The organism is Proteus sp. HMSC14B05 (genome assembly GCF_001808035.1).
Classification (GTDB): domain Bacteria; phylum Pseudomonadota; class Gammaproteobacteria; order Enterobacterales; family Enterobacteriaceae; genus Proteus; species Proteus mirabilis.
On the sequence record NZ_KV791982.1, the window covers coordinates 16,460 to 34,067 of the forward strand.

Consider the following 17,608-nt stretch of genomic DNA (forward strand, 5'->3'; position numbering starts at 1 on the left):
ACGACATAATCGAAAAATAATTATTTAGAGCTTCGAATTAATTACGGCTTTTTTATTAAGGATAAGATGAAATGGGGATCCCGCCTAGCCATATTGATCATGTAAAACAATTTAATCTTGGCACTGTTTTTCGATTAATTGATGAACATGGTCCTATTTCTCGTATCTCATTATCTAAAAAAGCAACACTTGCGCCTGCCAGTATTACTAAAATTACGCGAGAATTAGTCGAAGCACACCTTATTCATGAAACAGAATTTCCTGGTTTGGGATTTCGAGGACGGCCGGCTGTTGGTTTAAAGTTAGAGAGCAAAGGGTGGCAATTTTTATGTATTCGAGTAAATAATGGTAGCCTACTTTTTAGTTTAAGAGAGCTAGATAACCAATTAGTAGTTGAAGATACCTTCGACTTTCCTAAACAAAATAGTGATGCTTTTTTGCATCATTTTCTTGCTGCAATAGATACATTCTTTCAACGTTATCAATCAAGAGTAGAGCGCCTTACTGCAATTAGTATTACCATGAATGCAATTGTTGATCCGATTAGTGGCGTTATTTATAGCTCTCCTTACTATGCTATCCAAGATATCCCGCTGGCTGATAAAATTCAGGAAAAAACAGGTGTTGCTGTTTTTTTACAACACAGTGTAACGGCTTGGACGATGGCTGAATCACTCTATGGTGCAGCCAAAAATAACAGCGATATTCTGCAAATTGTTATTGATGATATTGTTGGTGCAGGGGTTGTGACTAATGGAAAGACATTACATTCAAACAGCCATAGTGCCGTCGAAATAGGGCATACAAAAGTTATTGATTCACAGACACAATGTTATTGTGGTGCAAAAGGGTGTTTAGAAACGGAAATATCGATCCCTCAGTTAATTAAAAAAGCACAGCACTTGGCGCAAGAAAATCCCACCTCAATACTTAATCAATATCCGATTACGGTAGAAACGCTATGTGATGCTGTATTAATTGGTGATAAACAAGCATTAGACATAATTAATTTAGTGGCGCAACGACTTGGTTTTATTTTAGCCGTGATGGTCAACATTTTTAATCCTCAAAAAATATTAATAGGTTCACCTCTATGTAGAGCAAAATCTGCACTTTTCCCCCTGATCCTTAGTAGTATCCAACACCATGTATTACCTAGATATGCCCATAATTTGGTTATTGAAGAAACAGAATTGCGCAATAAAGGCACATTGCCAGCGGCATCACTAGTAAAAGAAGCCTTATATAATGGCTCATTATTACTTGAGTTAATGCAAGGCTAATAATAATACAATAAAGTATAATTAAAGTATTCTGTATAGAGATGTAGGCCAATTGATCACTTACATTACCCTATTTTTACTCAATTAACTAAAAAATTGAGCTAACTCAAGCCACCATAAACAGTGTTACCCTAAACTCTAATCTCTGTCATTTTTCGTAAACCTGATTTATCTGTCATAACGGAAGTAAATTATATGTTAACACGCTTGTTTGTTACGGGGACAGATACCAACATAGGTAAAACTGTTGTCACCCGAGCACTTCTTCAGTCAATAAATCGTGGCGGGACAACAGCAGTGGGCTTTAAGCCTATCGCAACCGAATTACATGAAACGGTTGAGGGTAATCGTAATCGTGATGCTCAGATTATTCATAATTCCTCACCTATTGACGCTCGCTACGACGAAATTAACCCTATTTTGCTAGAAAATTGTTATGTAAGTGAAAATGCAATAGACTTCCATCAAATTTCAAGTGAACTAAATAATTTGGGCCAAAAAGCTGAATGCGTTGTTATTGAGGGAAATGGTGGTTGGCGCTATTTACTTGATGATAATACTTTTTATTCAGATTGGGTGGCTAAAGAAAAAATTCCTGTTGTTCTAGTGGTTGGGATCCAACCTGGTTGTGTCAATCACTCAATTCTAACCGCGCAATCTATTATTAATGATGGTTTAGAACTAGTTGGTTGGGTGGCTAATAGAATTAATCCTGGGTTACCGCACTATGCAAAAATTGTAGAAAGGTTATCTCAGCATATTCCAGCCCCATTGATTGGTGAAATCCCGTATTTATTGCGCCCTGAAGAACGTGATCTCTCTTGTTATCTTGACTTAAGCCAGTTAGAAATCGCTCAACCCGCTTAGTTAAGGTCAATCAAAGAGAATAACAATAAGTTATTTCTATTCAATAACTTATTTCCTATTAATATTTAGTTTTACTTATTACTTATCAACGCCTAATGGGTTAACTCATTGGGTGTTTTTTATTTAACAATGAATACTAAATATTAATAGCCTAATCAGGTAAACTATTTTAGTTAAAAAGAAAAGGGTACACAAAGTACCCTTTTAGCTATTAATTCTATTTAATCAATGATTAATGGCGAGTATAAATGATTTTTTTGGAATCATTTTCACAAGTACCTACAACTTTACCTTCGGTCTGTGCAACTTGATCATTTTCAACCACTGTTAGGGTAAAGTTAGCTGCAGGAACACCATTATTTTCAATTTTTTGTTGAATATCTTGAACGACTTCATCACATCCAGCATTTGCGGCTAAAGGTGCAAATGCGAACAATGTAGCCAGTACTGCAAATAGATATTTTTTCATAACATTTCTCTCCTTGCTTGATTTCTAAAACATCATTGTTTTATTTATATTAAGGGTTAATTGGGCGACCAGTATTACTGTCTAAACAGCGACGTGTTTCTGGCTCCCAGTAAGCATAGATATTGGCGCTTTTTAAACAAGCATCACGCTCATCAATAGCTTTATCTATTTTATTAAACTCAGTTTTTTCGCGTTGGTTGATTTTATTACGGAGATCGCGTTTTTGATCCCAATCTTCTTTCATTTGTCGAGCTTGCTCTTTATCTAAAACATTATCATAGCCATTGCCATTAATGGTTACATTTGTTGAAGCTGCAACAGAAGAAAAAGAAGACACGGATAAACCAAGAAATAGTGAAAATAGCAGAGTCCTTGTTGCTTGTTTCTTAGTTAACGTATTTATCATAATGGCTATCCTCTAAAATTATGTAGCACTGAACAATGACTATTTTATATCAACAAGTATATATGATCCCTTAACAAAAAATGAGTTTTCAGTGCGTTTAATTTTGTCGGTGCACACTTAATCCGGCAAAAGATTGACTGACAGGCATCATCTCAAGCGTATTAATATTAACATGTGCAGGCAATGTTGCCGTCCAAAAAACCGCCTGTGCAACATCTTCAGGGGTAAGCGCATCTGCTCCTGCATAAGTTTGTTCTACTTTATCGGTATCACCTTTAAAGCGTACTAATGAGAACTCAGTTCCCCCCACAAGACCGGGTTCAATATCAGTAACACGTATTTTTTTACCTTGAAGATCGGCACGTAAGCCTAGGCTAAATTGCTTAACAAAGGCTTTGGTTGCACCATATACATTTCCCCCCATATAAGGCCAAGAAGCCGCTGTTGAGCTGATATTAATAATATGCCCGACATTGCGTTCAACCATTGAGGGTAGTAATGCTCGAGTGACATGCACTAAACCTTTATTATTAGTTTCGATCATAGTATCCCAATCATCAAGATTGGCTTTATCAGCGGTACTTAATCCTAAAGCGAGTCCTGCATTATTGACTAATACATCAATTGAGCGCCATTGTTCTGGTAATTGGTGATAAATTTCACTGACTGCTTTTTTATCGGTGACATCTAATTGTAAAGGATAGAATAGATCGCCCAGTTCTTGATGAAGAGCTTGTAGTTTATCAAGACGTCTCGCAGTACCAATAACTTTGTGTCCATGGTTAATAAAGTGACGAGCAATAGCTTCTCCAAAACCTGCAGAAGCACCGGTGATAAATATAATCATTTACTTATCCTCATTGTTTTAATCTTTGAAAGTAAAAAGCGAACGTTAACAAGAGTCAAGTTGAAAAATGCAGCTTTGAGATAAATCAGGGGAAAGATAAGGTTCTTTGCCAATGTAAAAGATTTTTAACTTTAATCATCACTGAGTTATACGTTTTTCACTACTGATCAAAGTGGGTTGAAAGGGGGGTTTTATTTCGTGTCACAGTAGAGAAGGTTTAATACAGAAGTGTCATAAAAAAGCTAAGGTAAAACAAATAGGCTTAATAAAAACATGGTTACAATAATAATCACGACGCCTATAACGGCGATGGTAAGTGTGGGAGATAAAAGAAAGCAAAAATAACAGAGTACAAAAGTCACCGCGATATGGAGCAGATCGCTAAACTGATGATAAAGCCAAATAATCAAATTTTTAATTTTCAATAGAGCCGTTCTTACCATCATTTACCCGTAACTATGACTACTATATAGGTTATTGCTCGAATCTGAGCTTATAAAAATTTATAAGCTCAGTTTAGCATAGTAAATAACGGTAATAGTTATTTTTTGCCAACTTGATGGCCAATAACACCACCTAATACACCGCCGCCAATAGTTCCTAATGGACTACCATCTGTTAAAATTGCACCACCTATGGCACCAGCACCGGCGCCAATTGCTGTATTACGATCGCGTTTTGTCATGCTTGAACAACCCGCAAGTGAAAAAAGCAGAACAGAAGCGACACACATTGTTCCAATTTTCTTAAACGTGATATTCATTTTTATAAGCTCCAGTATAAAGAACATTATAAAGTTACTGCTATCATAATCGTACTGGCATCAGAATATTCGGGAAGAATAGGGTGCAATACTCCTAAAATGCGTATTAAAAAGCACTAAAAAGGCAATAATAACTAACTATCTGATTAAGTTAGTTAATAAAATGAGCATTGTATTACAAATTGTATTACAAAATGAGAGATATTAAGAATAGGCTTAATATCACTTACAGACTCTAAGCCTATTAAATCTAATGGATCAGACGGGTAGTTAGCGTTTTTTGTTGATCCAGTAATTATGCTTATCGCGTAATTCTTCTTCTGTATATTTTATTGCTTCACTATCAGAAATTTTACGATGTGCATTATATGATTGATAAATTTTTGCTTCCCAAGTCAGTATTTTTGGTAAACATTGTTCAAATACAGCATCTGAATTGTAAGTACATTTATGGGTTATTTTTGACGCGAGATCTTTGTCTGCTGAGGTAAATTGGCTATATGCTTTATTTTCACTCATAAAGCTAACCTCTTCTTTGGTAAATTCGCTTCTTCTTTGATTATCACCAAGTTGTACAATATAAGCACCAATTAGACCAATAACACTACTCAATAACCATTGTTTCCATATTTTTCTTAAAGTAAAAGGCGTTTGAGTCCTAACGCATTTAATAAGATATAGTATTAAATAAATAGCAAAATACAGTGTTGCTAAAGCGATGATTGAACTACCGATAATAATTTTTGTATTTAAATATTCCATTGGTCCTCTATTTGTACAGGTGTTTTATAAAAATATGTTTATAATGGTGGGGAGTATAAATGAAAAACAATAGGTCACCAATAGAATAAATAATTAATATTATTTAACATTATTCCATTAATAAATAAAGGGTTTTATAAGCGCGAGAAATCAAATGAGAATTGAATATTATAGCTGGTCAGATGTTAGTGAACAAATTCTGCAGCAAGCAATAGCCTTACAGAATTCAGCTTTTGAGGATATGAAGGGTAATTTTTATCAGGTTGATATACCTTACAAGTTGGTACTGGCAATTGATGATAATCAGATTATCGGACATGTAGCTGTTTATTTACGAGATGTTTACCTAGATTCATTTCCTGAAACCATTGGTATATTGAGTTGTGTAGTGGTAGCTCACAAATACCGAGGAAAGGGCGTTGCTGCATCATTAATAAAAATGGCTCATGCTATACTGAAAGAGCATTCTGTTAATTTTTCTATTTTATTTGCTGTTTCTCATGCTTATTATCTCTCCTCTGGATATATTCCGATGAAAAATCTCACCCGTTTTATTGAGAATAATGAGAAGAAAGAATTTATATATGACGGTGGTATGGTGTGTGAATTAGGTAGTCAAAATTGGAATGTAAATATATTAGAATTAAATGGGAAAGTTGTATAATTCACAAGTGGTGTAACAAATGGTGTAAATAGTATAAATAGGTGTAAAATTACTATTTATACCTTTAGAGAAATATTAATAAAAAACTTAGTTAAAATTGGTTTTAATATCTGATTTCTGCTTAATCAGAATAATTACTCAACGATAAATGAAACATCGACAGCTCCTGAATATTTATCTGCTATAACTTTGCCATTAGCACATAGACCAAATAGAAAAGTTTGATTAAAGGATTTTATATTATCCATATTGGGTATATAGTGACCATCAAAGAATCTAATGGCACTTGTATCATTCGCTTGACATGTTTGGTTTGTTAAATTTTTTAATGATGCAACAACATAAACTTCTGATTGATTGTTTGATTTTGTTCCATTTAAAAGCATTCCAGACATATTTCCACTAACAAGACTATTATAAGCTTTTATTGTAATATAGTTTTTTCCACCTTGAGTACATGTAACATTAACGGAATTTACTGGTGAAGTATCTAATAATGTTGGTGAAGTAAATGTTGATGTAAATTGATCTTTAAATTTAATATTAGTCTCAGTACTACTTGTCACGTTACAGCTTCTTAAGGCCGTAACTTTAATTTCTCCAGGGCGGATAAAATAAGCAGTACTATCATCAACGCTATTAGCTGTATTTCTTGACAACTTAAAACTAGTTTCTAATGAAAAAATACCAGGTTTTATATCGCCATATGCATAAACTGAATAACTATTTATACTGATAGAGACATAAGATCGAAAAGAAGGATCATAAAAATTTTTTTGATCATAAGCCGAAGGTCCCCAGCAAAAAGAACCATTTTTGCTTACATTATATAAACTTGAACGAGTCAACTTAGATCGAGTTAATACTCCTTTTATATTTTGGATACCTGAATTATTAGTTTTATATTGTCCTCCAATGTTTCCATTTATCGCCAATAGTAAATAGCCAGAGGTAGGATAGTTTTTATTTATTAGTTTAAATCCCCATTCATTAATTTCAGGTATTTTTTGTAGCCCATCGGTACTACCACAATAACCCGTCTGGTTGGTAAGGCTCAGAAAACCAAGCCTAGCATAATAATTAGCGCTCGAAGGGGCAGTGAAACTTTTAGGAAAGGTTTCAGCTAATTTTGTCACTGGAATAACTTCGCCTACATAGCCAGTTTTCCCTGCCATTATTTTAATTTCACCATCAGTAGCATAGCTTAATGTTGTACCTGTTGTCATGAGTAATATAAAAAATGGTAAGTATTTCATTTTCATAAATGTTCCTAGGAGTTTACTAGAAATTATTTCTTATTAAGAGACAAGGTTTTTATTAAACTAGCCTAGCATATAAAAAAGGAATATTCATAAAAATATTTATATTCCAATATGATTATCTTTATGCGAGTATCTCTATAGGAATAATTTACTTTAACTATAATGGAGCTTTAATTTTATCTATTCTGATGTATTAAATATAGAAATAAGACGAACAAGAAAATATACAAAAATCACTCTCATATATGAGATGTGTTATATATTATGAACATGTCGTCATTTCCTATAATAAACCTCGGCTAGCAATGTAGCATCAGCATTTAAATTAAAGAAAGTCGGTTGGTTGGAAATACTAAAGTAGTGACCAAGCCCAATTGAATAATCAATCAGCCAAAAACAGAGATTTCAGCGACTATCCGTATTTACCTACCATGGTTCGCATAATCTATGACGCTATGTTACAAAAGGGTTCTGAGCGATACCGGATATGTTCAAATCGAAGTCAGACGAGAAAAGTAAAACGGACATTTTAATCGCGCTTCAAGTTAAAAAGGTTCAGCCGATACAAAACCGATTGTTAACTCACCCTAGTTTTTATGCCGTTAGGCATGGAAGCCAACACGCGATAGTTTCAGGGATAACCGTCTGTTGATTTGGCGATAAAACGGGGGGACTTATCGAGAAGCAAGAAACTGCGCCAGCTCCCTGATAAGCCTAAGACCTCATAACGGATAACAGTGAGTCAGTTTGACGGTCGGAGACAAATGATAATAAAAACATCACGGATAATTAATTCACTTGAAAAATATGAATATATTAATAATGTTATGCATACACAATCGAAAATTATGAGACAGACTATGAGTTTTAATAAATTTCCCAAACATCTCCTAGGAAATGTTTGGCATGCAACCACAGCTACCCGATTTAAGTTAATTAAAAAAAATGGTTTTATTAAAATAAATCCTAATATTCCTGACCAAGATAGAACAGGCTGTGGTAATAAAGAAAAATATCCATTGGTAAGAACACTAAAGGGAATAAGTATTTTTGACTTTCGAATTGTAGATGAAAAATATCTGAATGATCATTATAGCCATTGGAATTGGGTACTAGTTTCAGGTGTTGAATATGAAGATATCATATGGATATCTATAAACCTCGATAAATTAAAAGACTGTTTTCTATCTGGGGAGGAAGTTTCAGCGATAGCCAATAATAGTAAGGAGTACAGAAAATATATACCAAAGATTGAAGGTGCTATCCTATGTGACATTCCATTAAGTTCATTTGAAGATGTATGGGGGTTTTCACATAAAAACAAGTATAGCTGGTCGAAACTATAAATATCGTCTATAACGCTGAAAGGCTCAAGGTTCGTCTTTAACATAGAGTGTCTTATGCGAGCCATTATGAACAGTAAAACCTTAAGATTTGAGGTCTATTCGTATTTAGCTATTATGGTTCGCATAATGTATATTATGTTAAATGGGACGTAATAACCAATAACTTCATAAGATGGATCCTTTCAATTATTTAGCGCTTCAAAGCCCTATTGACTCAGCAGATACGTGTTAAGAATCTAATAACTTCACTTCTAGTCAAACCTGATAGTTTTAGTGATACCGCATTTACGTATAGATAAAAACAGATACTGACCGAACAACTTATTCTCAACCAAACCTCTATCAAATATCTTGTGATGTGATTTCAATCTTCACCGCATGCACATCATTTCTTATTATATTTGTTGTTGCACTTCAGGTATTGAGATAATCTTTAGAATAAATTATTCAATTCTGCGCGGATCCCCAACAAGAACTTAATGATATGTCGATTAGTATTGATATAGCTAATGCCTCTGAAGCAAAAGAACTTACAACAATCGCTCTGGAATCTAAGCAATACTGGGGATACAGTTCTGACTTTATTGAGATGTGCCGTGATGAACTCACATTGAAAGAAGCCGATTTTGTTAACTCTTTAATTTTGGTCGCAAAAAATAATGAAAAATATTGTGGTTTTGTTCAACTCAAGTTTAATGATAACGCAGGACAAGGGGAGCTAGAAAAGCTATTTGTCGCCCCCTCTTTTATTGGCCAAGGGATTGGTAAAACCTTGTATGAACGAGCTGTGGAACATGCACGAAAGATGAATGTAAAAGAGCTAGTACTTGATGCAGATCCTAATGCTGAAAATTTTTATAAAAAAATGGGCGCAATAACGATGTACAATACACCTTCAGAGTCAATCCCTGGACGATTTATACCAAAAATGAAAATAACATTATAATCAATTGGTTAGGTTTGCATAGCCAATGATGGCTTGCACTAATTACTAAAGGCAAATTAACGATGCTTGTACTTCTGTGTAATGTAGTTTGAATAATAAAAAATCCGATATTGAATTAATATCGGATTTTTTATTTAATATATTATTTTATCAATAACGAATTGTTATAAAAGAAATGGATAGTCAGTATAACCTTCTGCGCCTCCACCGTAGAAACTTGCAGGGCGTTGTGGATTAAGCTCAGCGTTCTGCTGAAGCCTAGCAACTAAATCTGGATTCGCAATAAAATCGCGGCCAAATGCAACTGCATCAATTAAGCCTTTTCCTATCAATGATGCTGCTTTTTCTGTGGTGTAAGCTCCCGCGCCAATAATCACTCCACTGAAACGCTCACGAACTTTTTGACGAAAATCCTCTGTGTAAGGTTGCCCTCCAGCCCAATCAGGTTCAGACATGTGGATATAGGCTATCGTTTGGCGTAAGCATTAACTCATCATGCCGAACGATGAATGGTCGCTGGATGCTTCCTTTTAATGATTTAGCGCTTCAAAGCCCTATTGACTCAGATACGTGTTAAGAATTTAATAACTCCACTTCTAGCCAATCTGAGAATTTTAATGGGATACTCGATACAAAATTTACGTATAGATAAGAAATATAGACTGACTTTAATTATCAGCAAACTTTGGAGAAAATATTCTGAAGTAGAACGAGGAATTATTTCAGGTGCGTATTAATAAGAACTCCCTAATACCATATATATCAATATTTATCAGTGTGCTTTTTTATTATGCTGAAATGGCTCATCAGCTTTTTTTAATATATTTTCGCATGCGACGAATGCCATAGCATTATTAGATCATATTAATATTATAAGTCACTACTACCTTGTCTATCTGATTGTTATAACACCTGTGTTTGTTTTTTTAAATGGAAAAATGAATTCACTATATAAGTGTTTGTTTTATTTTGTTTTTCCTTATTTTTTATCTCTATTTGCATGGTATACACATATCTACTTCGATTTACCCAAAAATTCTAACTTAGGAAGTGGGACATTACTTGGTGAATTTGGCTACATAACAGTGACTATCTATATCATATACGGTTCATTCTTAATCCCATTAATTGCATGTTTGTGTGAGATTTTTATTCGATTACTCTATCGATATCTATACAGGTTTTATTAATAACTAATCTGTGCACGATATCCCCTACATCTAGATCATATTGTTATATTAAAATATTGGGCAAAAGCTTTATTGCCCTTTTCATTAATCGTCACTTCTCTATATCCTTGGTGGCGTTTTATCCAACCTTGTATCTGTGCATGATTAAGTAATGCACTGCCAATTTGTCCACCTAGATGAAAACGCCTTTCACTCCAATCTAAACAAGGACAACAAATATTACGCGAATGTTTTGCTTGGAAATTAAGTCCCATCAATTTAAAGCGTTTATCTCCGAATTCAGTTATTTCTGTTCCATCTTTTGTTATCCATTCTTCTTGGCAAAGTACCTGATAAATTTTAACGGCAATTTCACCGGCTAAATGGTTATAGCATGTACGTGCTTTTCTTAAATGTTCTGGGGTGGTAATTTTTGCTTGTGATACATGAACTGTTGAGAAGCTCATCAAATTTTCAATAACTTTTGCTATATCATCACTAGCTAATCGAAAATAGCGATATTTACCACGAGAGATCACAGAAATAAGGCCGCTACTGAGTAATTTTGATAAATGGCTGCTTGTGGTAGATGCGGAGATATCCGCAACAATGCTCAACTCGGTGGCTGTCCACGCCCTTCCATCCATCAAAGCACAGAGTATTTTTACTCTGGAAATATCCGCAATAGCGGCTCCAACCGCGGCTATTGCTGACTCCAAAGTATGCTCATATTCCGTTTTTGTTTTGTAATTATTCATCTTATAACGGCTCTATTGTCCAGTACGGTGCAATTACGTGTGACTACTTGTAAACTCATAACAACGTTCTAGTTTAACTATACTTATTTTATAAAAATCAAAAATGCTCTTTTTACCTTCCTGCTGTGCTTTGCTGTGCAAAATATTATTTTTCCATTGCAGTATAGCATCTTCATTTTTCCACCAAGAAAGCGATAATAGCTTTCCTTCCGTCGCTAGGCTTTGAAAGCGCTCGATAGATATAAATCCATCAATGTTGTTTAGTAATGGTCTTAGTTGCGATGCTAAAGATAAATATTGCCCCTGCTTACTTGTGGCTATTTGAACTTCGAAAATAACAGCGATCATTTTATTCTCCTTGTTAAAAATAAGCAGGATAACAAGGAAAATAATAAACGTTTCGATACCTATTGAAATGTTACTCCGTACTGAATGTAGAGTAGAAATGATGTTAGTATCTTTATTAAGCAATGATATCTTTAAAAGCACTTGTTACTTGTTACTTGTTACTTGTTATATTTATAACAAAAAATGTAGTATTATCATATTCTTATGTACAAAAAAATAACGTAAGAGAAAAATAATGAAAGTTCATTATGCTGTAGGTAAATATATAATTGCTATATTTATTCTATTACTGCTTGTTATCACCACCCTATTATTTTTTACAAGCCATATTCAAGACTTTGACTATGAAAACAAAGATCAAGAAGAATTAAGTTTTGTATCTCAAGGAAACCGGCTATCAGGAACTCTTCTTACTCCTCAACATAAGACTCCGTCAGCGGTTATCGTTGTTATTCATGGTGATGGGCCTCAAGATCGTTATTCAAATGGTGGCTACAACCCTCTGTTCAATACATTTTTGGATGCAAATATCGCGATATTCTCGTGGGATAAAGCAGGCATTGGTGATAGTCAAGGAAACTGGTTACATCAATCAATGGAAGCTCGAGCTGAAGAAGCGGTAGCAGCATTAAAATTAATGCAACTTCGTTATCCCGAAGTTCAAGTCGGTTTTTTAGGGTTTTCTCAAGCAGGATGGGTTATTCCTATCGCCGCTAGTCAATCACAACCAGCTTTTTCTGTGATTATTGGTGGTGCTGTCAATTGGCGAGAACAAGGACAATATTATCAAAAATTGCGTTATGAACAGCAAGGAAAAACACCGGATGAAATTATACAATTGCTGGCAAAAGAACAAAAAGAAAATGATGATATTTTTGGACTACATGGTACAAAAGATCGCTCTCGTCGCAATGATATGAGTGAAGATCGATTTAATTTTGTTGTTAAAAATTACTTAAGTGATTCATCAAGTTATTTAAGAAAAATGAATGGTCGTATATTAGCGGTATGGGGAAATAATGACTTAAACGTTAATGCTCAGCTTAATGCTTGTCGCTATCGTGCAATATTAAATACTCATCATCAAGCTGATATTGTTGTTTTCCCTCATGCTAGTCATGGATTACTCCGTGTGCCTGAATTTAATTACCAATTAGAAAGTGATTGGTCAATATACCGTCAATTACAATTTCTGTGGGCTGGCCGTAAAGCTTACACTGAAGGTTCGTTACCACTTATTATCGATTGGATAAAAAATAAAAATCCGGATTTCTCTCCCTATAATATGGATTGTAATTTATGATTTTTAACCATAATAACAATATAGATGGCTTTATACTTTGGTTGTCTCTTGTGTTACTTTCTTGTACTCTGCTACGCTTTATTATCAACCTATTTGAGTAAACCATGACAGAAGCTCGTTCTAAAGATCCACTACACGGTATCACGCTTGAAATGCAAGTTAATGCGTTAGTGGCTAAATATGGTTGGGTTAAATTAAGCCAACTAATCAAAATTAACTGTTTTAGAAACGAGCCAAGTGTAAAGTCGAGTTTGAAATTTTTGCGCAGAACTCCTTGGGCGCGCTCTGAGGTAGAAGCACTATATCTAAATCTTGTTGAAGAAAACCTTGATGATACAATCAATTATTCTGAAAGTGATCCTTGGGCAAATAGTCGCTATAAAAAATAATTGTTATTTTTATCAATTCTCATCTCTAAAATCCTTTGGTGTCATGCCAAACTCTTTTTTAAAAATAGAGTAAAAATATTGTAACGACGGATAGCCACACATCAAAGAAATCTCTTGTATTGATAATGTTGTTGTGGCTAATAAGTTTTTCGCCCTTTTCAGCTTCTCTTCATAAATCACGGCATGGATAGTCTTCCCTACTTCTTTCTTAAAACGCTGTTCTAAATTAGAACGCGACATATTTACAGCGTCTAACACTTGCTCAGTTTTTATTCCTTTACAAGCATTGTAATAAATATAGTGCATTGCTTGTACAACGGTAGGATCACTAAATGAATGAAAGTCTGTTGAACGACGTTCAATGATTTTTACTGGAGGAACTAATATTCTTGGTAGTTGTTCAGTTAGATGCCCTTCTAATATTTGATGCAGAAGCTTCGCGGCTAAATATCCCATTTGTCGTGAACCTTGTACTACAGAAGATAACGCTATACGTGATAAATAACGTGTCATATCTTCATCATCAATGCCTATAATACTGATTTCTTCAGGCACATTAATATTTAAGTTATCACAGACTTGCAGTAAATGACGCGCTCTGGCATCGGTGACGGCAATAATGCCAGTTTGTGGTGGCAACGTTTGTATCCAGTCAGATAAACGATTCTGTGCATGTTGCCAATTCTCTTGTGTGATATCCATACCGTTATAAATGATGCCAGGGTATTTTTCGCGAGTAACTAATTGCCGGAATGCATATTCTCTCTCATTAGACCAATGCGGGTAGTTTTTTGCCGGTAATCCATAAAAAGCAAAATGTTTAAGCCCTTTTTGCTTTAAATGTAAAAAAGCTTGATGAATCAATTGGTAATTATCAGTAGCAATATACGGCACAGAAGGATAATCTTTTGCTTGATGATAAGAGCCACCGACACCAATAACAGATAAGGGTGATTGGCTTAAATGTTGAGTAATAATGGGATCGTCAAAGTCTGCAATAATGCCGTCACAAACCCAATGATTAATATTATCAAGACGGGTGCGGAAATCTTCTTCAATAAATACATCCCAATGGCACTGTGACGCCTGCAAGTATTCACCTACCCCTTCAACAACTTGTCGGTCATAGACTTTATTAGCGTTGAATAACAGCACGATACGAAAGTATTTATCTTTTTTCATATTAGATCACCCACTCTTCCATGTTGGCCATTAAACCACAGCTTTGTATTTGCCAGCATTCTCCTTCGTGGCTATGTGATTACTATCACACAAGTCAGATTTCGTAATAGCAAAGTAAAAAATAGGAATAACCAAGAGTAAGTACAACGAGTATTTTGTTGTTAAACCACATTGCCGAGGGGATTTTCATGAATCAGAATAACTTTAATAAATTAATTTCTAGGCAAAATACCTACAGTGCTAAATGGTGCAACAGTAACGCCAATATTATTCCATTATCGGTTGCCGATATGGATATTTCTGCACCAGATTTTATTATTAACAAACTCAGTCAGTTTAATTTAACCGGTATTTATGGCTATACCAATCTTAGTTCTGATTGGAATAATGTTGCGGTAAATTGGTTTAAATCTCAATATGCTTGGCATGTTACACCTGAATCTGTGGTGTTTTGCCCTCGCATTATCCAAGCCGTCTCTCTCTATATTCAAAATTTTACTCAAATTGGCGATAAAGTGACAACCTTGTCACCTGCTTATCATCCTATTAGCAATACAGTTTGTGTAAATCATCGCCAGCTACTAGAAAGTCCATTAATTTATCATAATGGGTGCTATGAAATAGATTTTGACGATTTAGAAGATAAATTTAAACAATCTGTCTGTTTTATATTGCTCTCTCCCCATAATCCAACCGGAACAGTATGGCAACAAGCTGATTTATTAAAAATTGCTAAACTTGCTGAAAAATATAAAGTTTTTATTATTTCTGATGACGTTCATGCTGATTTTGTTTTTGATAATGCCATTTATCGTCCTATATCAACTTTAAGTAGCTATGTAGAACAACACTCTTTTATTTGCACATCACCGGCTAAAACCTTCAATTTAGCGGGGCTTGAAATAGCCAATATTGTGATTGCTAATCCAGAATATCGTGAGAAATTTAAACAATGCTTAATTGCCGCAGGTATTCATAATCCTGGTTACTTCTCTGTCCCTGCTTTCTTACAAGCTTATACCTTACAAGGTCAACAATGGATCAAGGAGCTTAAACATTACCTTGCTGAAAACAGGCAGTGGGTAAAAGAGCAATGTGCACGTTATTTTCCTGATTGGGTTATCACTCAAAGCCATGGCACCTACATGCTATGGATCAATTATCAAAAAATGCAGTTAACCGAACAACAATTAAAGCATTGGTTTGTTTCATTAGCCGAAGTAGAAATGAGTTGGGGAAGCGGTTTTGGTGCGGCTGGGGATGGTTTTTTCCGCATTAATATTGCTACACCTCGTTCAATATTAGAAACCGTTTTTACTCGGCTTATTCGTACCTCACCTCACGCCAGTTTGGAATAAATTACAATGAAAACGCAAACGATAAATAATCCGAGAACCCCTACACTTCTCGAGTCACTGTTTCCTATATTTACAATGGTGGTGCTATTAGGCGGAGGTTACGCCGCTTTTGACTTACCTCCTGAACCACTAATGGTGTTATCAACCGTCGTCGCGGCATTATTAGTTAAACGATTAGGCTATCGTTACGACGAAATATTAACGGCTATCTCACAAAAAATCGCCAAAACGATGCCGGCTTTGCTGATCTTAATTAGCGTTGGTTTATTAATCGGGACATGGATGGTGGGAGGAACCATTCCACTGATGATCTACTATGGATTAAAGATGATCAGTCCTGAAATGCTATATGTTACAGCACTGCTAGTGACATCATTAGTATCAGTTTGTACTGGTACTTCATGGGGCTCGGCGGGCACTATTGGCGTCGCTTTTATGGGCGTTGCTGTCGGTATGGAGGCTAATCTGGCAGCAACTGCGGGTGCCGTTGTTGCTGGTGCTTATTTTGGTGACAAACTCTCACCGCTATCAGGGGATACTAACCTCGCTGCAATGGCGGCCAGAATAGATCTTTATCAACATATCTGTCACCTGCTTTATACCACATTACCTTCCTTGATCCTCACAGCGATTATCATGACTGTTTATGGTATGAATGGCGATTTAGCAGGACAAGGAGTGCCTGAAAAAGTCACCTTAATTACCAATGGATTGGAGAATATTTATCACTTCAACTTGATCCTGCTTATTCCTGTATTAGTCATTTTATATGGTTCGGTCACGAAAAAACCGACTATTCCAGTTATGCTGGCCTCTGCCGCTATTGCGATGTTGAATGCTTATCTTATTCAAGGATTTGGCTTACATGATATCGTAAAAAGTGCCGTTGATGGCTTTAATGTCTCCATGATCCAAGGTAAAGAAGTACCTGAATTATTAGGTAATTTATTAAATCGTGGTGGTATGAACTCCATGATGAGCACCCTACTTATCTGTTTCTGCGCACTCTCCTTTGCGGGAACTCTATCTTTAAGCGGTGCATTAGAAGTGATCGTTCATGCACTGCTAAAAATGGTGCATTCAACGGGATCGATGATCTTAGCGACTATTGTCTGTGGACTGACCATGATTGGTGTTACTTGCAATGGACAAATCTCTATTCTTATTCCTATCGAAATGTTACGTGGTGCGTATATTGAACGCGGTTTACACCCTAAAAACCTTGCTCGTACTGTTGAAGATTCCGCCACTATTTTTGAGCCTATCTTACCTTGGACTGCTGCCGGCGCTTATATGGCGGGCACATTAGGTGTTGCAACCCTAAGTTATTTACCTTGGGCTGTATTGTGCTGGAGTGGCATCTTCTTTGCCATGTTATGGGGTTTCACCGGTTTTGGCATTGCTAAATTAACACCAGAAGAGCAGGAAGAAATGACTGCTGAGCTTGGATCACATTCAGAATTACAACTTGATACTAAATAAGGAC

General features: G+C 35.4%; 18 protein-coding genes and 1 pseudogene. 9 read left to right on the plus strand and 10 right to left on the minus strand.

From position 1 onward, the window contains the following. The first annotated feature begins 71 nt into the window (after positions 1-71). Both mlc and bioD read left to right on the plus strand, forming a co-directional pair. Entirely contained in the window at positions 72-1,283 is a 1,212-nt protein-coding gene (mlc, locus tag HMPREF3129_RS05235; RefSeq protein WP_036918361.1) for a sugar metabolism global transcriptional regulator Mlc, read from the plus strand. Positions 1,284-1,478: 195 nt separating this feature from the next. After that, entirely contained in the window at positions 1,479-2,150 is a 672-nt protein-coding gene (gene bioD, locus HMPREF3129_RS05240) for a dethiobiotin synthase (RefSeq protein WP_004242994.1), read from the plus strand. Between the two features lie 232 nt (positions 2,151-2,382). Here the strand turns inward: bioD and HMPREF3129_RS05245 are convergent, their stop codons facing one another. From HMPREF3129_RS05245 to HMPREF3129_RS05270, 5 genes are all read right to left on the minus strand, one after another. After that, positions 2,383-2,619, minus strand: a complete 237-nt coding sequence (locus HMPREF3129_RS05245) for a DUF1161 domain-containing protein (RefSeq protein WP_004242993.1) — start codon at positions 2,617-2,619, stop codon at positions 2,383-2,385. Between the two features lie 49 nt (positions 2,620-2,668). Next, positions 2,669-3,025, minus strand: coding sequence for a DUF1283 family protein (locus HMPREF3129_RS05250; RefSeq protein WP_004242992.1), 357 nt, complete (start codon positions 3,023-3,025; stop codon positions 2,669-2,671). Between the two features lie 97 nt (positions 3,026-3,122). After that, positions 3,123-3,872 carry a bifunctional NADP-dependent 3-hydroxy acid dehydrogenase/3-hydroxypropionate dehydrogenase YdfG gene (ydfG, locus tag HMPREF3129_RS05255; protein WP_004242991.1) on the minus strand — a complete coding sequence of 250 codons (750 nt, stop codon included), beginning with the start codon at positions 3,870-3,872 and terminating at the stop codon, positions 3,123-3,125. 541 nt (positions 3,873-4,413) lie between these two features. Beyond that, complete coding sequence (osmB, locus tag HMPREF3129_RS05265; RefSeq protein ID WP_004248092.1) at positions 4,414-4,635, minus strand: osmotically-inducible lipoprotein OsmB; 222 nt, start codon at positions 4,633-4,635, stop codon at positions 4,414-4,416. Between the two features lie 270 nt (positions 4,636-4,905). Continuing rightward, the gene (locus HMPREF3129_RS05270) at positions 4,906-5,397 is read right to left on the minus strand and encodes a hypothetical protein (RefSeq protein WP_036918356.1); all 492 of its coding nucleotides are present in this window, start codon (positions 5,395-5,397) and stop codon (positions 4,906-4,908) included. Between the two features lie 154 nt (positions 5,398-5,551). Between HMPREF3129_RS05270 and HMPREF3129_RS05275 the strand changes: the two genes are divergently transcribed. Further along, the gene (locus HMPREF3129_RS05275) at positions 5,552-6,061 is read left to right on the plus strand and encodes a GNAT family N-acetyltransferase (RefSeq protein ID WP_036918355.1); all 510 of its coding nucleotides are present in this window, start codon (positions 5,552-5,554) and stop codon (positions 6,059-6,061) included. A 134-nt stretch (positions 6,062-6,195) separates the two neighbouring features. Here HMPREF3129_RS05275 and HMPREF3129_RS05280 read toward each other — a convergent pair whose 3' ends face one another. Next, a complete protein-coding gene (locus HMPREF3129_RS05280) occupies positions 6,196-7,323 on the minus strand; it encodes a hypothetical protein (RefSeq protein WP_036918353.1) in 1,128 nt (375 codons plus the stop codon). Positions 7,324-8,087: 764 nt separating this feature from the next. Between HMPREF3129_RS05280 and HMPREF3129_RS05285 the strand changes: the two genes are divergently transcribed. Both HMPREF3129_RS05285 and HMPREF3129_RS05290 read left to right on the plus strand, forming a co-directional pair. After that, positions 8,088-8,669, plus strand: a complete 582-nt coding sequence (locus tag HMPREF3129_RS05285; RefSeq protein WP_070486875.1) for a hypothetical protein — start codon at positions 8,088-8,090, stop codon at positions 8,667-8,669. A gap of 484 nt (positions 8,670-9,153) precedes the next feature. Continuing rightward, entirely contained in the window at positions 9,154-9,615 is a 462-nt protein-coding gene (locus tag HMPREF3129_RS05290; protein WP_004248088.1) for a GNAT family N-acetyltransferase, read from the plus strand. Between the two features lie 164 nt (positions 9,616-9,779). Here HMPREF3129_RS05290 and HMPREF3129_RS05295 read toward each other — a convergent pair. The 3 genes and pseudogenes from HMPREF3129_RS05295 to HMPREF3129_RS05305 form a co-directional block, all read right to left on the minus strand. Further along, positions 9,780-10,094: pseudogene (locus HMPREF3129_RS05295) on the minus strand (oxidoreductase); the annotation flags it as partial. Positions 10,095-10,840: 746 nt separating this feature from the next. Beyond that, complete coding sequence (locus tag HMPREF3129_RS05300) at positions 10,841-11,542, minus strand: ArsR family transcriptional regulator (protein WP_036918348.1); 702 nt, start codon at positions 11,540-11,542, stop codon at positions 10,841-10,843. Positions 11,543-11,575: 33 nt separating this feature from the next. Next, positions 11,576-11,890, minus strand: a complete 315-nt coding sequence (locus tag HMPREF3129_RS05305; RefSeq protein WP_036918345.1) for an antibiotic biosynthesis monooxygenase family protein — start codon at positions 11,888-11,890, stop codon at positions 11,576-11,578. Positions 11,891-12,125: 235 nt separating this feature from the next. On the opposite strand from HMPREF3129_RS05305, the gene HMPREF3129_RS05310 reads away from it, so the two are divergent. Next, complete coding sequence (locus HMPREF3129_RS05310) at positions 12,126-13,193, plus strand: alpha/beta hydrolase family protein (RefSeq protein ID WP_036918342.1); 1,068 nt, start codon at positions 12,126-12,128, stop codon at positions 13,191-13,193. Between the two features lie 104 nt (positions 13,194-13,297). After that, a complete protein-coding gene (locus tag HMPREF3129_RS05315; protein ID WP_004242975.1) occupies positions 13,298-13,582 on the plus strand; it encodes a VF530 family protein in 285 nt (94 codons plus the stop codon). 12 nt (positions 13,583-13,594) lie between these two features. Here the strand turns inward: HMPREF3129_RS05315 and HMPREF3129_RS05320 are convergent, their stop codons facing one another. Then, a complete protein-coding gene (locus tag HMPREF3129_RS05320) occupies positions 13,595-14,764 on the minus strand; it encodes a XylR family transcriptional regulator (protein WP_017628106.1) in 1,170 nt (389 codons plus the stop codon). 188 nt (positions 14,765-14,952) lie between these two features. Here HMPREF3129_RS05320 and HMPREF3129_RS05325 point away from each other — a divergent pair, with 188 nt between their 5' ends. Together HMPREF3129_RS05325 and nhaC are read left to right on the plus strand one after the other, a co-directional pair. Next, positions 14,953-16,122, plus strand: a complete 1,170-nt coding sequence (locus tag HMPREF3129_RS05325) for a MalY/PatB family protein (RefSeq protein WP_036918340.1) — start codon at positions 14,953-14,955, stop codon at positions 16,120-16,122. A 6-nt stretch (positions 16,123-16,128) separates the two neighbouring features. After that, complete coding sequence (gene nhaC / locus HMPREF3129_RS05330; RefSeq protein WP_036918335.1) at positions 16,129-17,604, plus strand: Na+/H+ antiporter NhaC; 1,476 nt, start codon at positions 16,129-16,131, stop codon at positions 17,602-17,604. Positions 17,605-17,608: the final 4 nt, after the last annotated feature.